The sequence below is a fragment of the Nesterenkonia sp. HG001 genome, from assembly GCF_034438835.1.
Taxonomy (GTDB): domain Bacteria; phylum Actinomycetota; class Actinomycetes; order Actinomycetales; family Micrococcaceae; genus Nesterenkonia; species Nesterenkonia xinjiangensis.
In genome coordinates this window covers 167,536-190,663 of record NZ_JAOSZD010000009.1, presented here as the reverse complement: position 1 = coordinate 190,663, position 23,128 = coordinate 167,536, and the positions used below count along the sequence as shown (strand labels likewise).

Below are 23,128 nucleotides of genomic sequence, written 5' to 3'. Positions count from 1 at the left end.
TATTCTGTGTTCTTAGTTTTCGTTTCCGGATCGCTCCGAAGCAACTTTTCCATCCTAGAACATTTCGTTTCCGGCTGTCAAACCCGGTCCCGATCCATCCTCTGGACGGCAACTTCTCTATCTTACCCTCCTCGATCTCTCCGTGCAAACTCGGTGTCTCACCGGGTTTTCGGGCGCGATCGTCGAAGCTATGAATTTAAGAAGCTGTGCGACGAGAAGTCGCGAAGTGCTCTGGACCGGGTTTTTGCCTCTCGGCTTTCCGCCCTGTGCCCTGAGCACGAGAAGAGACTCTACACAGGGCTCGAGGCGTATGCAAACCAGAATCGGGGTGACCTGCATCTCTTACGGGAGAAGCCGCAGGATCGGCGTCCATTGGGCGCTGACCTGCGGCTTCTCTCGAGGAGGCAGAACTTCTGATCAGTCTCCGCCGCTGCGCACGATCGCGAGGTTCTTCTTTCCGCGCCGCAGCACCAGGTACTGGCCGAAGAGCCACGCGCCGGAGGACACGGGCACCTCGCCGTCGTCGACCTTGGTGTTGTTCACGTAGGCGCCGCCGTCCTTGACGGCACGCCGCGCCTCGGACTTCGAACCCACCAGTCCCGTCGCAACCAGAGCCTCTACGACCGTGGCAGACTCGGCCGGCAGCTCCGCCACCGGCAGCTCCGCCGAGGCGCCGCGCAGCGTGGGCTCATCGATCTCGGAGATCTCCCCCTTGCCGAACAGCGCCTCAGAGGCGGCGATGACCTTCCGCGTCGTCTCCTCCCCGTGCACCAGGGTGGTCACGTCCCAGGCGAGGGCCTTCTGCGCCTGCCGGGCGAAGGGGCGCTCCTCGACCTCGCGCGCCAGGGCTTCGATCTCCTCCCGGCTGCGGAAGGTGAAGACCTTGAGCCGATCGATCACATCGGCGTCGGCCTGGTTCAGCCAGTACTGGTAGAACGTGTACGGCGAACAGAGCTCGGCGTCGATCCAGATGGCGTTGCCTTCGGACTTGCCGAGCTTGGTGCCGTCAGAGTTGGTGATCAGCGGAGTGCCCAACGCATGGACGTGAGCATTCTCCACCCGACGGACCAGCTCAGTGCCAGAGGTGATGTTCCCCCACTGGTCGGAGCCCCCGAACTGCAGGGTGCAGTCGTACTCGCGGTAGAGCTGCAGGTAGTCGAGTCCCTGCAGGATCTGGTAGCTGAACTCCGTGTAGGAGAGGCCCTCCTCGGAGCTCAGCCGTTTGGCCACCAGGTCCTTCTTGATCATGGTGCCCACCCGGAAGTACTTCCCGATGTCCCGGAGGAACTCGATGGCGCTGATTCCCTGGGTCCAGTCCAGGTTGTTGACCATGCGCGCGGCGTTCTCCCCCTCGAAGGAGATGTAGGGCCGGACCTGGTCCTGGATGCTCTGCACCCAGCCGGCCACGGTCTCCGGAGTGTTGAGCACACGCTCCCCGGAGGCACGTGGGTCCCCAATCAGCCCCGTGGACCCGCCCACCAGGGCCAGCGGCTTATGACCGGCCAGCTGGATGCGGCGCATCGTCAGCAGCTGCACCAGGTGTCCCAGGTGCAGGGAGGCCGCGGTCGGGTCGAAGCCGCAGTAATAGGTGAGGGTCTCCCCCGCCAGCGCCTCTTCGAGGGCGGTCTCATCGGTGGACACGTGCACGAGGCCGCGCCACTTCAGCTCCTGCCAGATGTTCTCGAAGCTGTCATCATTGCGCTGCTCGGTCAGCCCAGGGGTGTTCTCCACGAGGTTCTTCTCCATCACAACTCGTACGGTAGCAGTGTCGAGCCGCGGTATGCCGCCCGACATTCAGGTCACTGCGCCTCGAACCCCGCCGGAAGATCTCCGGAGGAGACGACATGCAGAGACTGGGTCGGCCGGGTCAGCGCCACATAGAGGCTGCCGATCCGACCGGCCGCTTCCGCGCGCAGCTCAGCGGGCTCGGCCACCACGACGGCGTCGAACTCCAGCCCCTTGGCCTCGTCGGCGGTGAGCACCACGATGTCCTGGCTCAACGAACCCGCGCCATCCCCGACGCGATCGCCGAAACGTTCCCGCAGGGCCCGCCGCGCAGCCGAGTGCAGCCGCTCGGGCACGATGGCGGCCACCAACCCGTCCCCGACCTTCTCGAACTCCGCGGCCACTGCCTCCACAGTCCCGGGCACGACCTCGTCGACGGAGACCCGATCCACAGTCGGGGAGTGGTCGCCCTCGCGCACGGTCCGCAGCGAGGTGATCTCCAGGCCATCGGCACGCGCGACCGCCTCGGCCAGCGCCACGATGCGTCGCGGGGTGCGGTAGTTGACGGTGAGCTCCTCGATCCGCAGCCGCTCGCCCACGAACGGCTCCATCGCAGCCTCCCAGCTCAACGACGCCGACGGCGAGGACCCCTGGGCGATGTCGCCCACCACGGTGAAGGACTTCAGCGGGCAGCGACGCATGAGCACATGCCACTGCATCGGAGACAGCTCCTGGGCCTCGTCGACCACGACATGACCGTAGGTCCACGTGCGATCCACGACGGCACGCTCGGCGGCACTGAGCCGCCCGGTGGTCTCCTCGTTGAGAGCCACGACGTCCTCCGCATTGAGGAAGCCCTCGATGCCCATCTCCTCCATCTGCGGAGTGGCGTTCTCCACGGCCCGGCGAGCATTCTCGAGCTGGCTCTCCCGAGCGGCCTTCTGCCGGGCCTCCTCGCGCCCGGCAGACTCGTCGAGATCTCCGAGCAGCTCGGCGGCCTCATCGAGGAGCGGAATGTCCGCCAGGGTGAACGGCGCTCCGGGCTTCCGACTGAGAAGTTCGCGCTCCTCGGCGGTCAGCTGAGGGGCCGCCGTCTTCAGATAGCCCGGACGGCTCCACAGGTCCTCCAGCAGGTTCCGCGGGGTCCTCGGCATCCAGCACAGGTTCAGCAGCACCCGCACATCACGGGCGGTGCGGACGTCCTCCACCAGATAGGAGCGATCCGCGTCATTACCTTGGGAACGTTTGGCCAGGATGCGCTCCAGCTTCTCCGCGATGTCTTTGACCACGACCTTCACGAAGGTCGCCCGTGCCTCGTTGTACGGCTTCCCGGTGGCGCGTGCCCGCTCCCGGGCACGGTTGATCATCGCCGGGGTCACGGTGACCTTCACACCGTCGACCTCGACCTCCTGCGGTCCGGCGATGGTGCGCTGCCGCTGGGCGACCGCATCACCGATGACATCGACCATGGCCAGCCGTCCCTTGATCTCCGCGACGCGCGGGTCCTGCTCCTCCACACCACGCACACCGGGATAGAGCTCGGCCAGCGAAGACATCACCACGCCGGTCTCGCCGAGCGAGGGCAGCACACGGTCGATGTAGGACATGAAGGTGGAGTTCGGCCCCACGATCAGCACACCGGCGGACTTCAGCCGCTCACGGTGGCTGTAGAGCAGGTACGCCGCGCGGTGCAGCGCCACCGCGGTCTTTCCCGTGCCGGGACCGCCCTGGACCACGAGCACCCCAGACAGGTCAGAGCGGATCACCCGGTCCTGCTCTGCCTGGATGGTCGCGACGATGTCACCCATCTGACCCGTGCGGCGCGCATTCAGCGCCGCCAGCAGCGCACCGTCGCCATGGTTCTCGGCGGTCTCCTCCAACAGGTCGGGGTCGAGGACCTCATCCTCCACGCCCTGGACCTCACGGCGACGCAGCATCAGATGACGCCGACGTCGCACCCCCTGCCTGTCGAAGGCGGTGGCCTGATAGAAGACCCCTGACTCCGGGGCGCGCCAGTCCAACATGAGTCGCTGACGCTGCGCCGTGGTCAGTCCGATGCGACCGATGTACCGACAGGTGCCGCCGTCGAGGTCCAGGCGTCCGAAGACCAGCCTGTCGTCCACGGCGTTGAGCTGGGCCAGTCGATCCTGGTACATCGTCGCGAAGGCGTCGCGTTCGGAGACGTTCTGCATCGTGCCCTGCGCCCCGGTGCCGCGCACCTGGGACAGCTGGGTCTCCTTCTCCGCCCGGAGCTCATCGAGCCGGTGATAGAGCAGCGCCACATAGTCGCGCTCCTGGTCGACTCCGGCGTCGAGGGCAGGGACCGGTACATCGGCATCGGCGGGTTGATCTTCCACTGAACCTCCGGAGCGACCGTTGCGCACGGCCGGGCGATCCGGGACGACCTCGGACGGGCTCGAGCTGGTGGTGTCACTCATCAAGCAGATCGGCTCTCATGTCTGAAACAGATGACCACCCATCCTACCCGCATCCCGGTGAACTGGACATGACGACGTCGCAGTCACCCCGCGTGCTCCTGGGTGGATCTCCGCAGCGGGACGTTCCGCCCCGGACGATAGGCCGAGACGCTGGGGTCACAGGCCACCCAGTATCGCCAGGGGAACTCCGCTCCACCGCCCGCTCCGGAGACGCCCACTCGTGGTCCGGAGTGAACCTCGGCGGCAGGCTCCGAAGGCGGGGCCAGCACGAACGCCGGTCCCTCTCCCGGGATGTCCGCGAGCTGGTGCTCCTCCGAGGGGGTGAGCGCTACCGGCGTGGCGTCCATCGACAAGGTGATGCCGAGCCCCTGACCCAGCCGTCCAGGTCCGGAAAGCAGTTTCACCCCGGTGTCGCGGCCCCGCCGCTCCACCGCCAGCTCATGCCCGTGGAGTACCTCCCCGGCTCGCAGCAGCACTCCCCCGGCCGTGCCCTCAGGGCCGCAGGCCAGGTTCAGACAGCGGTGGATCCCGTAGTTCAGATAGACGTAGGTGCGCCGCGGCGGGCCGAACAGGGAATCGTTGCGTGCCGTGCGGCCGCGGAAGCTGTGCGCCCCCGGATCCTCACCCTGGTCCCCGTAGGCCTCCACTTCGGTGAGCCGCACGGTCACGGCACCCTGTGGGGTGACCACCGTGAGTCGACATCCGAGCAGGGCAGGGGCCAGGTACGTGGCGTGGCCGTCGAAGAGAGCATCGAGCTGCTGAAGTTCCACTCCCCCATTCTTCCAGGGCCGCGCCTGCGAAGCCCGCAGCCTCAGAGGTTCGGTGCGGTCCGCCAATCCGGGAAGGGGTCCGGGAACGTGGCCCACAGCATCGGACCGGCGGCCAATTCGTCGTCGTCGAGGGCCGCCTCGTCCAACGCCGCGGTCAGCCGGTCCGCGTCCAGGCCCAGCCCGAAGATCGCGAGCTCCTGGCCGAAGGCGAGCACCTCGTCCTCCGTCCGCATCTGATGGTCGAAGCTCAGCGGCTCCAGGGCGAAGCCGGCACCCACGTGATCCCACTGCGCAGTGACATGTGGACGCGTGGCCAATCGGCAGAAGCCCGCGGAGCGCACGACCTGGCCGGCGCCGCGCTCGAAGAGGTACGTCTCCAGGACTGCATGCAGGCGCCCCGGGTGGAAGGGGCGCAGCTGCTCATAGTGCACCACCGTCACGTCCTCGGACCGGATCGACGGGTCGAAGTCCGCATTGAGCAGGCTCACCCATCCGGCGCGCGTCTGCTCCTGGGAGTACTCCTCCTCGTGGACCGGGCGCGGCTCGGCTGCGCGCGTCTCGGCACAGCTGACCGATGCCTGCGGGCTCAGTGCGCTGAGCAAGGCCTCCAGAGTGTGGATGCGTCGGGCGGACAGCCCAGCCGTGTTGACCAGCACGATCTCCGAGGCGTACTCGATCTGCTGGACCATCAGCTCGGCGCGGGCGGCATGGTGGGTTCCGTCGAGAAGGGGCACGAAGTCCTCGGCCTCCAGGTCCGTGACGAGGTGCGTCGCGTCGACCACGCAGATCACCGCGCTCAGCCGGGTGGGCATGGAGGGGTCGGCGAGCATGCCGATGATCTCCATGGCCGGGGTCTCCAGCGGATGCTCCACGACCAGCCCGCTGGTCGCTCGCATCCGACCCAGCAGGGAGACCGCCTGGTCCAGCACCTCCGGCTCGGTGCGCAGACGACGCGCGGGCAGCAGGACACGCCCCTCGGACGTCGCAAGCCGTTCGGCGTGCTCCTGCCGCTCCGGGCCGCAGGCCCCGACGACGGCGACCACGTCCACCCGGCGTCCGATGCCGCCGGCCTCCGGGGCCTCCTCCGATGAGAGATCCATTCGCGTCCTTCCAGGGTCGAAGCGTATGATCAACGCTAATGCTAATCATTATCACTAGGAGGTCACAATGAAGGTCCGCAAGTCCCTGCGCTCTCTGAAGAAGAAGCCCGGCTCCCAGGTGGTGCGCCGCCGCGGCAAGACCTACGTCATCAACAAGAAGAACCCACGACTGAAGGCCCGGCAGGGCTGAGCCCATGCCCCGGCTCGACGAGTACGAGCTGATCGGCGAGCTCCATGACCTCTTCCTGGGCGAGGAGGTGTGGAGCTCGCTCCGACCCGCTCTCCAGGACGCGTTCGGATCGCTGCCGGAGACGGCGCTCGTGGCGGACATCGGGGCGGGCACCGGATTGAGCACCCGGCTGCTGGCCGGATGCTTCCCCGGGCGCCTGGCCGCGGTGGAGCCGTCGGCGCTCATGCGGACCGGCCTGCTGACCCGGATCTCCGACGACGCCGCTCTCGCCGCCCGGGTCAGCGTCATCGCCGGCACCGCACCCAGCGCCCTGAATCAGCTGCCGGGACCGCTCGATGGCTTCCTCTGCGCCCACATGCTGGGCCACCTGGAGAGCACAGAGCGTGGCGCGCTCTTCCGCGCGCTGAGCCGCCGCCTGGCCCCCGGTGGCGTCGGGATCGTCACCGCGCCACGTCTGCGCCCCGAGCCTTCCGGAGAACCCATGGTCCACACCCGTCGGCTGGGCGGGCTGGACTACGTGGCCAGGTATCACCACCAGGACGCCGAAGACGGCACGGAGAACACCCCATGGCAGCGCTACGAGGTGCGCGACGGTGAGACCCTACTGCGCAGCCTCGAGGCGTCCAGCCGGTGGCGCACTGTCACCCAGGGTCAGCTGGCCGAGGAGGCCCGCCCCGCGGAACTGCACCTGGAGAGCCTCTCCGACGGTCTCGCCGCGCTCAGAATGATCCGGCGTACCGCTCCGCCCAGTCGGCGACGTCATTGATGTAGGGCACCGACCGGTTGTAGGCGCCGACCGCGGCGGCGAAACCGTCATCCGTGACGACCTCGCCACCGCGCTCACACAGGAAGACGGCCGCCGTCAGGGAGGCGTCGTCGATGTTCTGCGGGTCCGGTGGGGACCCTCCGCCCTGACCACCCGAGCCGTCCTGGGCGTGGAGCTCCCATGTCGTGGGGATGAACTGCATCGGCCCGACCGCGCGATCCCATTCGTCATCGCCGTCAAGCTCTCCGCCATCCGTGTCCGGGATCGCCGCGACCCCTTCGCCGCCGTCCAGCGCGACACCGATGATCGGCGGAGAGGCCGTGCCGTCCTCCGCCAGGGTCGAGCCCCCGTAGGCCCCATGATGGGACTCCACCTGACCGATGCCGGCCAGCGTGTTCCAGCCCAGGCCGCAGTCCAGATACTCCTCACGCAGCCTCAGCGCCGCACCCGCATAGGCCTCCAGGGCTCGGTCCGGAATCTGCACGACGTCGGCGGTCTCCGCCACCCAGTCAGGATCGGCGAGCTCGCGGACCGGAAGCTCCGCCAGAGACTGCGCAGCCCGCGCCTGATCGGAGAGCGGGGCGTGCCGCTGCACCGGAGCGTCAGGCAGCGAGGCAGCGCTCTCCTCGGAGAAGCCTTCAGGGGTTCCTGCACATCCACAGAGCAGCACGAGCCCGCACGCCAGGGCCATGTGCCCGACCCGGCGCCGAGTCGCGAAGCTCCCCAGGCCCATTCCTGCCCCGGGCGTCAGCCGGCCAGGGCCGCGCGACGCTCCGCAGAACGCTGGGCGGCAGCCTGGAGCTGCTCGGCCACGCGCACGGGGGCCGTGCCGCCGACGGCGTCGCGGGAGGCCAGCGAGCCGTCCACGCTGAGCACATCCCGGACCGCCGGGGTCAGCTCCGGATGGATGGCGGCCAGCTCCTCATCGGTGAGCTCGTGCAGCTCCTTGACCGGGTCATGCTCCTCACAGGCACGCACACACTCACCGGCGACCTCATGGGCCACCCGGAACGGGACACCCTGCCGGACCAGCCACTCCGCCACATCGGTGGCCAGCGAGAAGCCCTGCGGGGTCAGCTCGGCCAGCCGCTCAGGGTGGAAGCGCAGGGTGGCGATCATCCCCGAGACGGCCGGCAGCAGCATCTCCAGGGTGTCCACGGCGTCGAAGGCCGGCTCCTTGTCCTCCTGCAGGTCACGGTTGTACGCCAGAGGCAGGGCCTTCAACGTGGCCAGGAGTCCGGTGTGGTCCCCGATCAGCCGGCCGGCCTTGCCGCGCGCCAGCTCAGCGATGTCCGGGTTCTTCTTCTGCGGCATGATCGAGCTGCCCGTGGAGTAGGCGTCATCAAGGGTGACGAAGCCGAACTCCTTGGTGGCCCAGAGGATCACCTCTTCACTGATCCGCGACAGGTCCACCCCGATCATCGCCGTCACCCAGGTGAACTCGGCGACCAGGTCACGGGAGGCCGTCCCGTCGATCGAGTTCTCCGTGGGACCGTCGAAGCCCAGCTCCGCAGCGACCTGCGCCGGGTCCAGTCCCAATGAGGATCCGGCCAGCGCCCCGGCGCCGTAGGGCGAGCGGGCGAGCCGGCGGTCCAGGTCGGTCAACCGGTCGACGTCGCGCAGCAGCGGCCAGGCATGGGCGAGCAGGTGGTGGGCCAGAAGCACCGGTTGAGCATGCTGCAGATGGGTGCGCCCGGGCATGGGCGTCCCCGGATGTGCCTGGGCCTGGGCGACCAGCGCATCGACGACATCGAGCACTCCGGCAGAGATCAGCCGCACCTGACTCCGCAGATACATGCGGACCATGGTGGCGATCTGGTCGTTGCGGGATCGGCCCGCGCGCAGCTTGCCGCCCAGGTCCTCCCCCGCCCGCTCCAGCAGGCCGCGCTCCAGCGCGCCGTGGACGTCCTCGTCGGACTCCACGGGGGCGAAGGCCCCGGAGTGGACGTCATCGGCCAGGCGGTCCAGGGCTGAGAGCATGCCGGCGAGCTCAGGCTCCGTCAGCAGCCCCGCCCGGTGCAGCACCCGGGCATGCGCCCGGGAGCCGGCGATGTCATAGGGCGCCAGCTTCCAGTCGAAATGCGTGGACTTGCTCAGCGCGGCCATGACGTCGGCCGGCCCGGAGGCGAACCGTCCGCCCCACAGGGAGCCCTCGTTCGTACCGTGCTTGTCGTTCGTGCCGTGCTTGTCGTTCGTCGCGTCAGCGGCCATGGGACCGACGCTCACTTCTCGACGCCGGCGCCGGAGAGGTCGGGCTTGCCGTGGATCCGCTCCTCGCGCTGCGAGGCCGTCCGCGAAGACAGGCCGAAGATGTCGATGAACCCGGGCGCCGAGGCCTGGTCGAAGGAGTCGCCCTCGTCATAGGTGGCCAGGTTGAAGTCATAGAGGGAGGTCTCGGAGCGCCGACCCTGCACCGTGGCGCGGCCACCGTGCAGCTCCAGACGGATCTCCCCGGAGACGTACTTCTGGGTCTCGTCGATGAAGACGTCGAGGTTGTTCTTCAGCGGGGAGAACCACTGGCCGTCGTAGACCAGCTCGGTCCACCGCTGATCCACGGTCTTCTTGAAGCGGGCCTGTTCGCGCTCCAGGGTGATGTTCTCCAGCTCCCGGTGGGCGGCCATCAGCGCCATCGCGCCGGGGGCCTCGTAGATCTCGCGGGATTTGATGCCGACCAGGCGGTCCTCGACGATGTCGATCCGGCCGATGCCCTGGGCGCCGGCGCGGCGGTTGAGCTCCTCGATGGCCTCCAGCGCTGTGACGCCGCGGCCGTCGAGGGCCACCGGCACGCCCTGATCGAAGGTGATGGTGACGACGTCGGCCGCCGGCGGGAAGGCCGGGTCCTCGGTGTAGTCGTAGACGTCCTTGGTGGGACCGTTCCAGATGTCCTCCAGGAAGCCGGTCTCCACGGCCCGGCCCCAGACGTTCTGGTCGATGGAGAAGGGGTTCTTCTTCGTGGTCTCGATCGGCAGGTTGTTCTTCTCCGCGTACTCGATGGCCTTCTCCCGGGTCAGGGCGAGGTCGCGCACGGGGGCGATGCACTTCAGCTCCGGACCCAGCGTCTGGATGGAGACCTCGAAGCGGACCTGGTCGTTGCCCTTGCCGGTGCAGCCGTGGGCCACGGTGGTGGCGCCGAACTGCTGAGCCGCTGCCACCAGGTGCTTGGAGATCACCGGGCGGGAGATGGCCGAGACCAGCGGGTAGGAGTCCATGTAGAGGCCGTTGGCCTTCAGCGTGGGCATGCAGTACTGCTCGGCGAACTCATCACGGGCGTCGGCCACGTAGGCCTCGACGGCGCCGCAGTCCAGCGCGCGCTGGCGCACGGTCTCCAGGGACTCGCCGCCCTGGCCGACGTCGACCGCGACGGCGACGACCTCAGAACCGGTCGCCTCGGCGATCCAGCCGATGGCCACAGAGGTGTCGAGGCCGCCCGAATAGGCGAGAACGATGCGATCGGTCACGGTCCAGCTCCTTGGAAGTCGTCCCTGTCTGAGCAGGGAGGGGTGGTGGTCGGCTCATCGACGAGTCTACATAATTATTCACTGCATTGCATACTCTCGCAGGACAGTCGGTCCGGCGCGCCGATCTCTCCCCGGCAGGCTATCGCCTCAGGCCGCCGTCGTCAGCGGCGTTGCGGCCCTCGACCGACCAGCACCTCGCCTGCGGCGGCGCATCCACCAGGTCAGCGCGGTCAGGTGCGGGAACTCCAGCAGCATCCCGAGCACGATCACCGCCGTGATGACGGTGTTCTCCCCCAGCGCGAGCGCGGTGACCGCCAGCATCAGCGGCGCGTTGCGGGCGGTGGTCGTGAAGACCACCAGGGTCGCCTCGTCCTCGGCCAAGCCTGCCCACCGGCGCACCAGTTCCGCGAGCGCCAGGCTCACCGCGAAGAACATCACGACTCCGGCGAGCACCCGCCCCAGCGCCGCCGGCTCGAGGGCCGCCTCCCCGAGCCCGGAGGAGAAGAGGCCCAGGATCAGTGCGGCGATCACCCAGGGCACGCAGCCTCCTGCGATCCCCTGGACCCGCTCGAGGACCGAACGTCCGCAGAGAAGACCGATCAGGACGCGCAGCACCACGGCAACTGCGGCGGGAACCAGCAGCCCCTCGAGAAGCGCGGGCCACAGCGCCTCCATCACCCCGGGAAGACTGCGCCCGGACAGCGCAGAGATCCACACCGGATAGAGCAGCAGCTGGAGCACCAGGCTCACCGGGATCAGCGCCGCACCGAGCGCTGTGCTGCCCCCGGCGACCCGGGTGAAGCCGAGGAACCAGTCGGTGCAGGGAAAGAGCAGGTAGATCAGCAGGCCCAGACGCACCAGGTCGTCGTCAGGGACGATCAGCGCGGTCACCCCGAGCGCCACCGCCGGAAGGATCAGGAAGTTCAGCCCGAGCACGACCACGGCTGCCCGGCGGGAGCGCAGCAGCTCGCGGCCGCCGCCGAGACGGACCTCGAGGAACAGCAGCCCCAGGAGGACCATGATGATCGGGTCGACCGGGATCGCGACCGGCCCGAGCACCCCGAGCATCAGGCCGGCGATCATGGCGAGCAGGAAGAGCAGAGCGGGGTGCGGCCTCAGCAGGCGCATTCGGCCCCGCATTCGGAGACGTCTTCAGCGAGCATGCCGGCGCTGCGCCAGGCCTCCAGCTCCGAGCAGTCCTTGCCCAGCGACTCCCCGATGACCCTCGCGACGTGGGCGAAGCGCTGGCGGAACTTGTAGATGAAGCAGAAACGCTGAGCGCCGTGGCGCAGCGCGGGCCCGGAGAGGAAGAGCCCGGGGGCCAGGGTCGACTGATCATCGGCGTCCACCAACGGCCAGCCGTCCTCGCGCTGGTCGAACAGATGCGCCGCCGGCCCGAGCCCCGGCCCGAATCCGGTGCCGGCCAGCGGCGGAGAGTCGGCTGTCAGCGCGGCGCCGTCGTCCAGCGTGACCGTCCAGCACCGTCCTTCGCGCGCTACAGCGACCGCACGCCGGGATGCCAGGGTGAGCCGGCCGGTCTCACGAGCGGCGGCGAGCCGCATCCGCGAGCGCGGGGCCAACCCGTAGGACGGGTCCGAGCCCTGTCCGGCGTCCCAGGGGTGATCAGCGTCGAGGACGGTCACGGCGGCCCCGTGCTCGATGTGGTGGCAGGCGATGTCGATCCCGGACTCACCGCCGCCGAGCACCAGGACACGGCCCTCGCGAGGCGTCCAGGCCTCTTCACGCCCGGTATGGACCAGAGAGCGCCTCCCGGGGATCTGCGGCACCTCGGGGGACTGGAACTCGCCGCCGGCCCAGATCACGGTCCGAGCGGGGATCGGACCGTTCGCGGTGGTGGCGATGAAGCCGACGTCGTCCTGGCGCAGCGAGGTCACCTCGCAGCCGCGGGCCACGGGGATCTCGAAGTGACCGGTGACGCTGCGCAGGTACTTCGCGTAGCCGGCACCGTCGGGGTAGTCCACCCCGAGGCTGAAGGCAGGCGAGGTGAGCGGGTGCACCGAGTTCAGGTCCGTGGCCCCGTAGCCGTTGCCGGTGAAGGAGGGCGTGAGGAACTGCTGCCGGCGGGGCCATCGGCGGAAGGTCTCGCCGATCTCGCCGCGGTCGACGACACCGGCGACGAGACCTTCGACGGCGTCCAGGGCAAGCGCGGAACCGATGCCGGCCGGCCCGGCCCCGATGACGAGGGTGTCGAGGGGCTGCGGACCTGTGGAGGAAATCATGGGCGCACCTTTCCAGATTATTGAGAACTGATATCAATAAGCGAGCATACGCGATCCCTCGGATAGACTGGGAGACATGCCACACGACCCCTCCCCCGACACCAACGGCGTGCCCGAGCTGACCGACGAACAGCTGGAGTTCCTCAACTCCATGTTCGATCTCGCACGTCAGGGCCGTGACGAGGAGCTGCTCGGCCTGATCGACCAGGGGATCCCCGTCAATCTGGCCAATTCCAAAGGTGACACGCTGCTGATCCTGGCCACCTACAACAACCACGCGGCGCTGGTGGAGGGCCTCATCAGCCGCGACGCCGACGTCGACCGGCTCAACGACCGCGGGCAGTCCGCCCTGACCTGCGCCGTGTTCCTGCAGAACGAGGAGACCGTGCGGATGCTGCTGGCCGCAGGCGCAGATCCGCGCCACGAGGGCCAGAACGCCTACGCGGCGATCGAGATGTTCGGACTGGACACCATGCGCGCCGTGCTCGACAGCGCCTCCCAGGACTGACCCGACGCCCCGGGATCCCTCAGGTGGGGCACCCGGTTCACCCCACGGATGCCCCCCCCGGTGAACATCCTGATCACGCATCAGCTGATGAGGCCGATGCTCACCCCGTCGGTGATCGAGAAGGTCAGCGAGGCTCCTGCAGGTGCGACGCACCAGAGACGACGCGTTCGCCGCCGATCCACACCGTGTCGATGTCAGCCGGTGACCCGAGGCTGAAGAGCTTGGCGACGACGTCCTGGGGGTCGCGCGCGTGTCGCAGCACCGTCTCCAGCGTCCCACCGGCGCCTGGCCGCACCAGCACGGCGTCGAACTGTCGCCCCGCAGAAAGGTCTCCCACCGTCTCGGCCAGACCCAGGGCCAGCGCTCCAGAACGGGTGCTCAGATGCAGGAGGTCTGAGGGAGCCAGCTGCACTCCCTCAGCACCGAGCAGCCGCTGCCCGAAGTAAGCCTGCAGCCCTTCCTGGAAGAGCGAGAAGCCGGTGCCTGCGCCGACATCCGAGCCGAGCGCCACCGGCACACCGGCCGCAAGGTGCTGCCGCAGCGGGAACAGGCCGCTGCCTAGGGAGAAGTTCGACGTCGGGCAATGCGCTGCGGCAGTGCGGGTCTGGCCCATGCGCTCCAGCTCCGCAGCCGCGGGATGGACGTTGTGGGCCAGCACCGACCGCGGACCGAGCAGGCCGTGGCGGTCATAGGTGTCCACATAGTCGCGGGCCTCGGGGAAAAGCCGCCGGACCTCCTCGATCTCGACGGGGTTCTCATTGACATGCGAGGTGAACCAGAGCTCTTCGGACGGCCCTCCGCCTTCACGGAAGAGCGCCCCGCAGGACTCCAGCATCTGCTGGCTCGCAGAGAGGGAGAACCGCGGGGTCACCGCGTAGCGCAGCCGACCCTGGCCGTGCCAGCGTTCTGCGAGCGCTCGGCCGACGTCGAGCGCCTGGGTTGGGGTGGTCAGCAACGGTTCGGGGAGGATCCTGTCACTGACCACCAGACCTGAGGTCATGCGCAGACCCACCTGCTGCGCCTGGGCGAACAGCACCTCCATCGCCTCGGGGAAATGCGACCCGAACACCAGCGCCGTGGTCGTGCCGGACTGGACCAGACCACTCAGGAACTCCTGTGCGATCTCACCGGCGTGGGCCACGTCCGCCAGCCGCTCCTCCTCGGGCAGGGCGCACCGGGCCAGCCAGTCCAGCAGCGCCATGCCCAGTCCACCGATGATGCGGACCTGTGGAAAGTGCACGTGGGCGTCCACCATCCCCGGCATCAGGATGCCGTCCCGCAGGTCGACCACCGGATGGTCGGGATGATCCCGCCGCGCCGCCTCGATCCCGGTCCGCGCCAGGATCACGCCGTCGTCGGCGACGACGAGCGCGCAGTCCTGATCACTGCGAAGCCCCTCAGGATCCCCCAGGTCCCCGGGGGTGTCGAGGACCCTGCTTCGATAGATCGTCATCGTGGTCGGCCGCCCTCCTAGAGCTGCGCAGGATCGTTGCGACGGAGAAACTTCGCCGCCACGCCGACGGCGATGCTCGCCGGGTCCTTCCCTGGGATCTCCGCGATCCCGAGGGGGCATTCGATCCGAGCGATCTGCTCGGCCGAGTAGCCGCTCTCGCCCAGGCGCTTGCGGAACCTCGCCCATTTGGCCGCCGACCCGATCAGCCCTACGGAGGCGAGGTCCTCCCGGCCCAGCACGGCTTCACAGAGGAAGAGGTCCTCGGCGTGATCGTGAGTCATGATCAGCACATGCGCTCCCGCCGGCAGACTGCGGATCACCGTCTCCGGCGCCGGCGCATGATGGATCGAGACCAGGGCCTGACCGCTGCGGATGTCCTCGGCCTCGGCTTGCAGCGCGTGCTCCTCGCGACTGTCGACCAGGTGCAGGGAGATCGGCATCCGGGAGAAGATGCGGGCAGCCTCATAGCCGACGTGGCCGAGCCCGAAGATCGCGACCACCGGTGCGGCGGCCAGGCGTTCGAAGAGGACGGACACCTGCCCTCCGCAGCATTGCCTCCCGTGGACGGCCGGGGCGTGCTCGGTCAGGGAGAGATCGAGGATCTCCGGGGCATCGGCCTCGGAGGCCAGCATGCCCCGGGCATGCTCCACCGCGGTCTTCTCCAGGTTCCCACCGCCGATGCTATCCCAGGCGGCGTCCGCCGAGACCACCATCTTCGCGCCGGCCTCGCGCGGGGCGTGACCCCGAGTCCGCAGCAGAGTGATGAGCACCCCCGGTTCGCCTCGGCCCTTCAGACCGCCGATCGCCGCATGCCAGTCCATCGGTCACCCACTCGCCGGCACAGGGGTCTCTGCCGCTGCGACGGTCCGGGCCGCCTGCACCGCCCAGAACACGGCCTCGGGAGTGGCCGGGCTGGGGAGCTGCACCTCCACTCCTCCCGGACCGAAGGCCCCCGCGGCAGCACGCAGCGCCTCTCGGACGCTGAACGCCAGCATGAGGGGCGGCTCTCCCACCGCTTTGGAACCATAGACAACGCCGGCCTCAGTGGCCCGTTCATAGAGATGCACGGTGAACTCCTCCGGCATCTCGGAGAAGCTCGGAAGCTTATAGGTGCTCGCCGACTGGGTCAGCACGCGACCGCGACGCTCCGTCTCGGAGGTGTCCCAGCGGAAGTCCTCCAGCGTCAGCCAGCCGGCCCCCTGGACGAAGCCCCCTTCGATCTGGCCCACATCGATCATCGGCGAGAGTGAATCCCCCACATCGTGGAGGATGTCAGTCCGGAGCAGGCGGTAGGCCCCGGTAAAGCCGTCGACCTCGACCTCACTGACAGCTGCCCCATAGGCGAAGTATTTGAACGGCTCCCCCTGCATCCGTGCCGCATCCCAGTGGATCCCCTCGGTGCGGTAGTAGCCGGCCGCGAAGAGCTGAACGCGCTGCAGGTAGGCATGCCTGACCACCTCGGCGAACTCGAGGGCCCTCTGCTGGCCCAGCCCGCGCACCTGGCCCGCCTCGAAGCGCACGTCGTGGCAGTGGACGTCCAGGCGGCGAGCGGCCACCTCGGCCAGCCGACCGCGGATCTGCTCGCAGGCGTTCTTGATCGCCCCGCCGTTAAGGTCCGCCCCGGAGCTGGCCGCCGTCGCCGAGGTGTTGGGGACCTTGTCGGTCCGGGTCGGGGCCAGCCGCACCTGGTGCAGCGGGACGCCCAGCGCGGTGGCAGCGACCTGACGCATCTTCGTGTGCAGCCCCTGGCCCATCTCGGTGCCGCCATGGTTGATCAGGACCGAGCCGTCCTTGTACACGTGGACCAGCGCCCCGGCCTGGTTGAACGCGGTGAAGTTGAAGGAGATGCCGAACTTCACCGGTGTCACCGCCATCCCCCGCTTGAGATGCCGGTGCGCGGCGTTGAACTCGGCGATCTCCCGGTGCCTGCGGGAGACTTCGGCACGCTGGCCCAGCTGCTCCCAGATGTCGCCGATCCGCTCAGCGTGGCGGACCGGCTGCCCATAGGGCGTGAAGTCTCCAGGCCGGTAGAGGTTGCGACGGCGCAGCTCGTCAGGCTGAATCTCCAGTCGAGGTGCGCAGCGCCCGAGGATGTCCTCGATGATCAGCATGCCCTGCGGCCCGCCGAATCCCCGGAAGGCCGTCTGCGAGGTCTTGTGCGTCTTGGCGATTCGGCCCAGGACCTCCACCGCGGGAATGAGGTAGGCGTTGTCCATGTGGCACAGGGCCCGAGACAGCACCGGCTCTGACAGATCCAGCGCCCAGCCGCCGTCGGCGGTGACCACTGCGCTGAGGCCCAGCAGATGCCCCTGCTCGTCGAAGCCGACCTCCCAGTCTGCGGCGAAGGGATGCCGCTTCCCGGTCATCGTCATGTCCTGGGTGCGGTTGAGCCGCAGTCGCACCGGGCGGCCGGTGCGGACTGCTCCGAGCGCGGCCACTGCTGCGAGACCGTGCGGCTGCATCTCCTTGCCGCCGAAGGCCCCGCCCATCCTCAGCGACTGGACGGTGACCTCGTGGGAGGACAGGCCCAGCACCTGGGCGACGATCTCCTGGGTCTCGCTGGGGTGCTGGGTCGAGGAATGCACCATCACCTGCCCCGCTTCATCGACGGCGGCGAAGGAGGCGTGGGTCTCCAGGTAGAAGTGGTCCTGCCCGCCGCACTCGAGGTGACCGCTGAAGCGGTGGGGCGCGCTCTCCAGCGCCGCGGCGGCGTCACCGCGGCTGAGCACCGGCTGACGCCCCTGGAAGCTGCCTGCCGTGATGGCCTCGTCGAGTGTCACCAGGGAGGGCAGCGGCTCGTAGTCGATCTGCACGGCCTCGGCGCCCAGTCGCGCGGCCTCCTCGGTCTCGCCGAGGACCCAGCACACCGCGTGGCCGTAGTACATGACCTCCGCGGGGAAGAGCGGCTCGTCCTTCTTGACGCCGGCATCGTTGGTCCCGGGGACGTCCTCGGCGGTGAGCACCTCGACGACGCCGGCGCTGCTGCGCGCCCGGCTGGTGTCCATCGCCATCACCCGGGCGTGGGCGTGGGTGGCCTGCACCGGCCAGGCGTGCAGCGCTCGAGGGTCTCGGGCGGCGAGGTCATCGGTGTACAGGGTGGCTCCCGTGACATGCAGCGCCGCGCTCTCATGTGACTCTGGTGCTCCGACCCCGCTCATGGGGACACCTCCTGGTGGTCTGCCGCCTCCACAGCGGCGTGGAAGCGAGGCAGGGCCTGGTGGAGCATCGCTGCCCGGTATCGCGCGCTGGCTCGGAGATCGTCCATGGGAGTGCCCTCTGCCGCCATGGTCGCCGCCGCCTCGTGGATGGTCTGCTCCGACCACGGCCTGCCGAGGAGGGCCTGCTCGGTGGCTGCGGCGCGCAGCGGCGTGGCCGCGACTCCACCGAGTCCGATACGTGCCTCGGTGATGATGCCGTCAGCGACCTGCAGCGCGATGGCGACCGCGACTGAGGAGATGTCGTCGATGCGACGCTTGGCGATCTTGTGGAAGGCGCTGCGTCCCAGCAGCGGCAGCGGGATCCTGATGCTGCGGATCAGCTCGCCCTCCCTCAGGACGGTCTGGCGGTACCCGGTGAAGAACTCCTCCAGCGCCACGTGGCGCTCCCCCTCGGCGGAGGACAGCACGACCACGGCGTCCAAGGCCAGCAGCGTCGGGGCGGAATCGCCGATCGGCGAGGCTGTGGCCAGATTGCCTCCCAGGGTCGCGGTGTTGCGGATGAGCCGGGAGGCGAACTGCGGGAGGAGCTCGCTCAGCAGCGGGACCTGTCCGGCCAGGGCGCGCTCGATCTCCGAAAGCGTCGCGCCCGCCCCGATATCGATGACGCCATCGTCCCTGGTGATACGGCGCAGCTCCTCCAGGTGGTCGATCGCCATCAGCTTCGGCGGCCGGGAGTGCCGGAGGTTGCGCTCGACGCCGAGATCGGTCGCTCCGGCCACGAGGACCGTCGCGGGCTCCTCGGCGAGCCGCTCCAGCGTCTCGTGCCAGGTGGCGGGGCGGCGGAACTCCGCACCCTCGGCCCTGAGCACAGTGGGCTCCGGAGCAGGAGCCGGGCGATCCTGTCGCTGCAGGAGCGGATCCTTCGCCGGTGCAGCACCGAGCGCATAGGCGGCGTCGCGGATGGGACGATACCCGGTGCAGCGGCAGAGGTTGCCGCTGAGCGCGTGCAGGTCGAATCCGTTCACCCCGTGGTCCGCCGGGCAGCCGCCCGCGGCATCGGACGCAGGGTCGGACACGGGGTCGGGGGCCCGTTCGGCCCGGTAATACTCCGCCGCCATGGCGCAGACGAAGCCAGGAGTGCAGTAGCCGCACTGGGACCCTCCGCGCTGAGCCATCTCCTGCTGCACCGGGTGCAGCTCGTCCGGGGTCTTCTCCAGGGCGGCATCAGGGGCGGAGGCACCGGCGAGCCCTTCGGCGGTGATCACCTCGTGGCCCACGAAGGCCGCTGCAGGCGGCAGGCAGGCGTTGACGGCCGTCCAGCGTGAGCGCTGCGGCCCGTCCGGCCGCGCCACCAGCACCGCGCAGGCTCCGCACTCTCCCTCGGCGCAGCCTTCCTTGGCGCCGGTCAGCCCACGGCTCCGCAGCCAGTCCAGGAGATTCGTACGAGGGACGATCTCGTCAGCAGCCTCGTCCCGTCCGTTCACCCTGATCTGCCATGACCCCGCCATGCCATCCTCCTCTGCCGCATGCACGATGTGTCCAGCATCACACAGGAGGAGTCATGGCGGGACCCTCACTCCGTCATGCGGATTCCTGGAGGTCGGTCTCACCTTCGGCGAAACCGCGGAACCGCGCGGCGACCTCCGCGCCGCCGTCAGCTCCGGTGGTGACCAGCATGATGGTGTCGTCCCCGGCGATCGTGCCCAGGATCTCCTTGAGCCCGGCATGGTCCACTGCGCTGGCCAGGAACTGCGCGGCGCCCGGAGGGGTGCGCAGGATGACCAGGTTCGCACTGGCCTCCGCCGAGACCAGCAGGTCCCGGCAGAGCGCCACCAGCCGGGCCAGGGTGGTGGCCTCGGTCTGGTCCGACTGCAGCTCCCGCTCGTGGCCCTCCCCGGGCACCGCGTAGATCAGCGCGCCGTCGGCGCCTCTGACCCGCGCCGCGCCGATCTCCACCAGGTCCCGGGACAGCGTGCCCTGGGTGACCCGCACGCCCTCCTCAGCCAGCTGCTCGACCAGCTCGGCCTGGGACCGGAGGGCGCCGCGGGTGATCAGCTCACGGATCTTCGCGTGACGGGCGGTCTTGGTGGTCGGGGTGGTCTGCGAGCTCATCGTCGAGGGATCTCCTGACCCTGCTCGCCGGCACGCACCTGGGCGACCGTGGCCTCATCGGCGAGGCCGGACTCGACCAGCAGCCAGGTCATCAGCGCCTTCTGCGCATGGAGCCGGTTCTCGGCCTCATCCCAGACCACCGACTGCGGACCGTCGATGACCTCCGCACCGATCTCCACCCCCCGGTAGGCCGGCAGGCAGTGCAGCACGATCGCACCGTCGGCCGCGCGGGCCATCGCCGCGGCGTCCACCCGGTAGTCGCCGAAGAGCTGCATCCGCTGCTCCTTCTCGTCTTCCTGCCCCATGGAGACCCAGGTGTCGGTGGCGACGACGTCGGCCCCCTCCAGCGCCAGGGCCGCCTCCGTGGTGATGGTCACCGAACCGCCGGTGAGTCCGGCTCGCTCCTGAGCGGCCGCGACGATCCGCTCCTCCGGCAGATGATCCTGCGGCCCGGCGATGCGCACATCCATGCCGGCATTGACCCCGGCCAGCAGATAGGAGTTGGCCATGTTGTTGGCCGCGTCCCCCAGGTAGGCCAGCGAACGGCCCGTCAGCTCGCCCAGATGCTCTCGGACAGTGAGCAGATCGGCCAGCAGCTGGCAGGGGTGGTAGTCGTCGGAGAGCGCGTTGATCACCGGCACGCGGCTGTGCTCGGCCATCTCCTCGAGCCCCGACTGGGCGTAGGTGCGCCAGACGATCAGCGAGACCATCCGGTCCAGGACGTTCGCCGTGTCCGCTATGGACTCCTTGTGGCCCAGCTGCGACTCTCCAGGGTTCACGATCAGCGGCGCCCCGCCCAGCGCGGAGATCCCGGCGGCGAAAGACACTCGGGTGCGGGTGGAGGTCTTGTCGAAGAACACCGCGGCGGTCTGCGGACCGGCCAGCGGCCTGACCGCGTACGGGGCGGCTTTCATCGCTGCCGCGAGGGTCAGCACCCGGTCCAGCTCCTCGGGGCTCAGATCCAGGTCAGCGAGCAGGTGGCGGGTCATGCATTCTCCTTCGCGGCGCGGTGGATGCCCGGCAGGGCCTCCACGAAGCGCATCATCTGGTCCTCGGTGATGGTCAGCGGCGGGGCCAGCCGCAGGGTGCGCGGCCCCGGTGCATTGATGATGAAGCCGGCCTCCAGCGCTTGGGCGACCATCGCGGGAGCCAACGGTGCGGAGCTGGGGAGGCCGGCGTCGTCGACGTCGAAGCCGATGAGCAGGCCATGGGCGCGCACCTCGGTGACCTCCGCGCGAGCGGCCAGGGCCTCGGCGGTGGCGGCCCCGACACGACGCACGTTCTCCAGGACACCGCCGGACTCCAGGGCATGGATCGTGGCCAGCGCGGCCGCGGTGGCGACCGGGTTCCCGCCGAAGGTGGTGCCATGCTGTCCGGCGGAGAGCAGTTCGCTGACCGCCTCACCGCAGGTGATCAGCGCGCCGATCGGGAATCCGCCGCCCAGCCCTTTGGCCAGGGTCATCGCGTCCGGCTCCACCCCGGTGGAGGCGAACCAGGCGCCGGTCCGACCCACTCCGGTCTGCACCTCGTCGACGATCATCAGCGCCCCGGCCTCTCGGGTGATCTCGCGAACGGCCTGCAGGTACCCCTCGGGCATGCCACGGACTCCGGCTTCACCCTGGATGGGCTCCACGACGACGGCGGCGACGGTCTCGTCCACCGCGGCGCGCAGCGCCGCCACGTCCCCGGCCGGCACCCATTCGACGCCTCCGGGCAGCGGCTCGAAGGGCTCACGGTGGGCAGGCTTCCAGGTCAGCGCCAGCGCCCCCATGGATCGCCCATGGAAGCCGTCCTGCAGCGCGATGATCCGCGGACGGTCTGTGCCGCCATGGCGGCGGGCGAGCTTGAAGGCCGCCTCATTGGACTCCGTGCCGGAGTTGGTGAAGAAGACCTTGGAGTCCTCCGGGGCCTCGGACAGCTGCAGCAGCTTCTCTGCCAGGGCGATCTGCGTGGGGCTGGTGAAGAAGTTGGAGATGTGCCCCAGGGTGGCCGACTGACTGGCCACCACGGAGGTCACCAGCGGATGGGCATGGCCCAGCGCGTTGACGGCGATCCCCGCCAGCAGGTCCAGGTACTCCCGACCCTCCGCATCCCAGACGGTGGCCCCCGAGCCCCGGACCAGGACCCGCTGCGGGGTGCCGAAGACACCCAGCAGGGAGTCTCGGTACCGTCCGAGCAGGGCCTCTCCGGCCTGCGACTCGGCCAGCACGTCAGAGGTCAGCGCGTCGGGGGTCAGCTCCCCCGAGGTCGGCTCAGCCATCAGACGTCCTCCCTGTCCGGCACGACCTGCGTGCCGACTCCCTCGGCGGTGACGATCTCCAGCAGCATCGAGTGCGGCTCTCGGCCGTCGACGATATGGGCCCGCGGCACCCCGTCCTCGACGGCGGTCAGCGCGGCGGTCATCTTCGGGATCATCCCGGACTGCAGGTCGGGCAGCATGCTCCGCAGGTCCGAGACGCTGAGCGAGGAGATCAGCGAGGAACGATCCGGCCAGTCGGCGTAGAGCCCTTCGACGTCGGTGAGCATCACCAGCTTCGCCGCCCCGAGCGCTGAGGCGACGGCGGCCGCTGCGAGGTCGGCGTTGACGTTGAGCACCTCTCCGGTGGGCTGGCCGGCGTCGTCGAACTCCGGGGCGATCGTGGAGATGACCGGGATGCGCTTGGCGGCCAGGAGGTCCTCCACGGCGGCAGGGTTGACCCCGGTGACCTCTCCGACGAGCCCGAGGTCGATCTCCTGCCCGTCGATCACAGCTGTCTTGCGGCGGGCGCGCAGCAGGGCGGCGTCCTCCCCGGAGAGCCCCACCGCGTAGGGGCCATGGCTGTTGATCAGCCCGATGAGCTGGCGGCCGACCTGCCCGGTGAGGACCATGCGGACCACGTCCATGGCCTCCGGGGTGGTGACCCGGTAGCCGGCGCGGAACTCCGACTGCACCCCGACGGTCTCCAGCATGGCGTTGATCTGCGGGCCGCCCCCGTGGACCACCACCGGGTTGACCCCGACGTGCCGCAGGAAGACCACGTCCTCGGCGAAGGCGCGGCGGAGGTCCTCGTCGACCATCGCGTTGCCGCCGTACTTGATGACGATGGTCTCCCCGACGAACTTCTGCATCCAGGGCAGCGCCTCGATCAGTGTGGCGGCCTTCGCACCGGCGTCTGCCCGCGGGTCCCGCTCACGGGGCTGCAGGCTGGTGATCTTCTCGGTCACTGGTTC

20 protein-coding genes are annotated in these 23,128 nt (G+C 69.2%); 3 read left to right on the top strand and 17 right to left on the bottom strand.

From position 1 onward, the window contains the following. Positions 1 to 417: 417 nt before the first annotated feature. From tyrS to ODE13_RS14865, 4 genes are all read right to left on the bottom strand, one after another. The gene (gene tyrS / locus ODE13_RS14880; RefSeq protein ID WP_322479963.1) at positions 418 to 1,746 is read right to left on the bottom strand and encodes a tyrosine--tRNA ligase; all 1,329 of its coding nucleotides are present in this window, start codon (positions 1,744 to 1,746) and stop codon (positions 418 to 420) included. A 53-nt stretch (positions 1,747 to 1,799) separates the two neighbouring features. Beyond that, complete coding sequence (locus tag ODE13_RS14875; protein ID WP_322479962.1) at positions 1,800 to 4,163, bottom strand: HelD family protein; 2,364 nt, start codon at positions 4,161 to 4,163, stop codon at positions 1,800 to 1,802. 83 nt (positions 4,164 to 4,246) lie between these two features. Beyond that, the gene (locus ODE13_RS14870) at positions 4,247 to 4,933 is read right to left on the bottom strand and encodes a DNA-3-methyladenine glycosylase (RefSeq protein ID WP_322479961.1); all 687 of its coding nucleotides are present in this window, start codon (positions 4,931 to 4,933) and stop codon (positions 4,247 to 4,249) included. A gap of 41 nt (positions 4,934 to 4,974) precedes the next feature. Beyond that, positions 4,975 to 6,033 (bottom strand): GTP-binding protein, encoded by a 1,059-nt coding sequence (locus ODE13_RS14865; protein ID WP_322479960.1) that lies wholly within the window; start codon positions 6,031 to 6,033, stop codon positions 4,975 to 4,977. Between the two features lie 67 nt (positions 6,034 to 6,100). Between ODE13_RS14865 and ykgO the strand changes: the two genes are divergently transcribed. Continuing rightward, positions 6,101 to 6,223 carry a type B 50S ribosomal protein L36 gene (gene ykgO, locus ODE13_RS14860; protein WP_179540328.1) on the top strand — a complete coding sequence of 41 codons (123 nt, stop codon included), beginning with the start codon at positions 6,101 to 6,103 and terminating at the stop codon, positions 6,221 to 6,223. 4 nt (positions 6,224 to 6,227) lie between these two features. Beyond that, entirely contained in the window at positions 6,228 to 6,989 is a 762-nt protein-coding gene (locus ODE13_RS14855) for a class I SAM-dependent methyltransferase (RefSeq protein WP_322479959.1), read from the top strand. Here ODE13_RS14855 and ODE13_RS14850 read toward each other — a convergent pair. The 5 genes from ODE13_RS14850 to ODE13_RS14830 all read right to left on the bottom strand — a co-directional run bounded on the left by ODE13_RS14850 (position 6,943) and on the right by ODE13_RS14830 (position 12,687). Further along, positions 6,943 to 7,680: a hypothetical protein gene (locus ODE13_RS14850; protein ID WP_322479958.1), complete on the bottom strand. Its 738-nt coding sequence runs from the start codon at positions 7,678 to 7,680 to the stop codon at positions 6,943 to 6,945. The genes ODE13_RS14855 and ODE13_RS14850 overlap by 47 nt on opposite strands. A gap of 56 nt (positions 7,681 to 7,736) precedes the next feature. Next, positions 7,737 to 9,200 carry an argininosuccinate lyase gene (argH, locus tag ODE13_RS14845; RefSeq protein ID WP_322479957.1) on the bottom strand — a complete coding sequence of 488 codons (1,464 nt, stop codon included), beginning with the start codon at positions 9,198 to 9,200 and terminating at the stop codon, positions 7,737 to 7,739. An 11-nt stretch (positions 9,201 to 9,211) separates the two neighbouring features. Then, the gene (locus ODE13_RS14840) at positions 9,212 to 10,447 is read right to left on the bottom strand and encodes an argininosuccinate synthase (protein WP_322479956.1); all 1,236 of its coding nucleotides are present in this window, start codon (positions 10,445 to 10,447) and stop codon (positions 9,212 to 9,214) included. 147 nt (positions 10,448 to 10,594) lie between these two features. Beyond that, entirely contained in the window at positions 10,595 to 11,575 is a 981-nt protein-coding gene (locus ODE13_RS14835) for a hypothetical protein (RefSeq protein WP_322479955.1), read from the bottom strand. After that, a complete protein-coding gene (locus tag ODE13_RS14830; RefSeq protein ID WP_322479954.1) occupies positions 11,563 to 12,687 on the bottom strand; it encodes an NAD(P)/FAD-dependent oxidoreductase in 1,125 nt (374 codons plus the stop codon). The genes ODE13_RS14835 and ODE13_RS14830 overlap by 13 nt, the downstream gene beginning before the upstream one ends. A gap of 76 nt (positions 12,688 to 12,763) precedes the next feature. Here ODE13_RS14830 and ODE13_RS14825 point away from each other — a divergent pair, with 76 nt between their 5' ends. Further along, the gene (locus ODE13_RS14825) at positions 12,764 to 13,195 is read left to right on the top strand and encodes an ankyrin repeat domain-containing protein (RefSeq protein WP_322479953.1); all 432 of its coding nucleotides are present in this window, start codon (positions 12,764 to 12,766) and stop codon (positions 13,193 to 13,195) included. 124 nt (positions 13,196 to 13,319) lie between these two features. Here ODE13_RS14825 and ODE13_RS14820 read toward each other — a convergent pair whose 3' ends face one another. The 8 genes from ODE13_RS14820 to argB all read right to left on the bottom strand — a co-directional run bounded on the left by ODE13_RS14820 (position 13,320) and on the right by argB (position 23,122). Next, positions 13,320 to 14,648 carry a guanine deaminase gene (locus ODE13_RS14820; protein ID WP_322479952.1) on the bottom strand — a complete coding sequence of 443 codons (1,329 nt, stop codon included), beginning with the start codon at positions 14,646 to 14,648 and terminating at the stop codon, positions 13,320 to 13,322. A 17-nt stretch (positions 14,649 to 14,665) separates the two neighbouring features. Beyond that, the gene (xdhC, locus tag ODE13_RS14815; protein ID WP_322479951.1) at positions 14,666 to 15,469 is read right to left on the bottom strand and encodes a xanthine dehydrogenase accessory protein XdhC; all 804 of its coding nucleotides are present in this window, start codon (positions 15,467 to 15,469) and stop codon (positions 14,666 to 14,668) included. Positions 15,470 to 15,472: 3 nt separating this feature from the next. Further along, a complete protein-coding gene (gene xdhB, locus ODE13_RS14810) occupies positions 15,473 to 17,806 on the bottom strand; it encodes a xanthine dehydrogenase molybdopterin binding subunit (RefSeq protein ID WP_322479950.1) in 2,334 nt (777 codons plus the stop codon). After that, on the bottom strand, positions 17,803 to 19,314 hold the full coding sequence (locus ODE13_RS14805) for a xanthine dehydrogenase small subunit (protein WP_322479949.1): 1,512 nt from the start codon (positions 19,312 to 19,314) through the stop codon (positions 17,803 to 17,805). The genes xdhB and ODE13_RS14805 overlap by 4 nt, the downstream gene beginning before the upstream one ends. Before the next feature lie 73 nt (positions 19,315 to 19,387). Further along, positions 19,388 to 19,918 carry an arginine repressor gene (locus ODE13_RS14800; RefSeq protein ID WP_322479948.1) on the bottom strand — a complete coding sequence of 177 codons (531 nt, stop codon included), beginning with the start codon at positions 19,916 to 19,918 and terminating at the stop codon, positions 19,388 to 19,390. Next, positions 19,915 to 20,907 (bottom strand): ornithine carbamoyltransferase, encoded by a 993-nt coding sequence (gene argF, locus ODE13_RS14795; RefSeq protein WP_322479947.1) that lies wholly within the window; start codon positions 20,905 to 20,907, stop codon positions 19,915 to 19,917. The genes ODE13_RS14800 and argF overlap by 4 nt, the downstream gene beginning before the upstream one ends. Next, entirely contained in the window at positions 20,904 to 22,178 is a 1,275-nt protein-coding gene (locus tag ODE13_RS14790) for an acetylornithine transaminase (RefSeq protein ID WP_322479946.1), read from the bottom strand. Before ODE13_RS14790 ends, argF begins: the two co-directional genes overlap by 4 nt. Continuing rightward, complete coding sequence (argB, locus tag ODE13_RS14785; protein WP_322479945.1) at positions 22,178 to 23,122, bottom strand: acetylglutamate kinase; 945 nt, start codon at positions 23,120 to 23,122, stop codon at positions 22,178 to 22,180. The genes ODE13_RS14790 and argB overlap by 1 nt, the downstream gene beginning before the upstream one ends. Between the last annotated feature and the right edge of the window lie 6 nt (positions 23,123 to 23,128).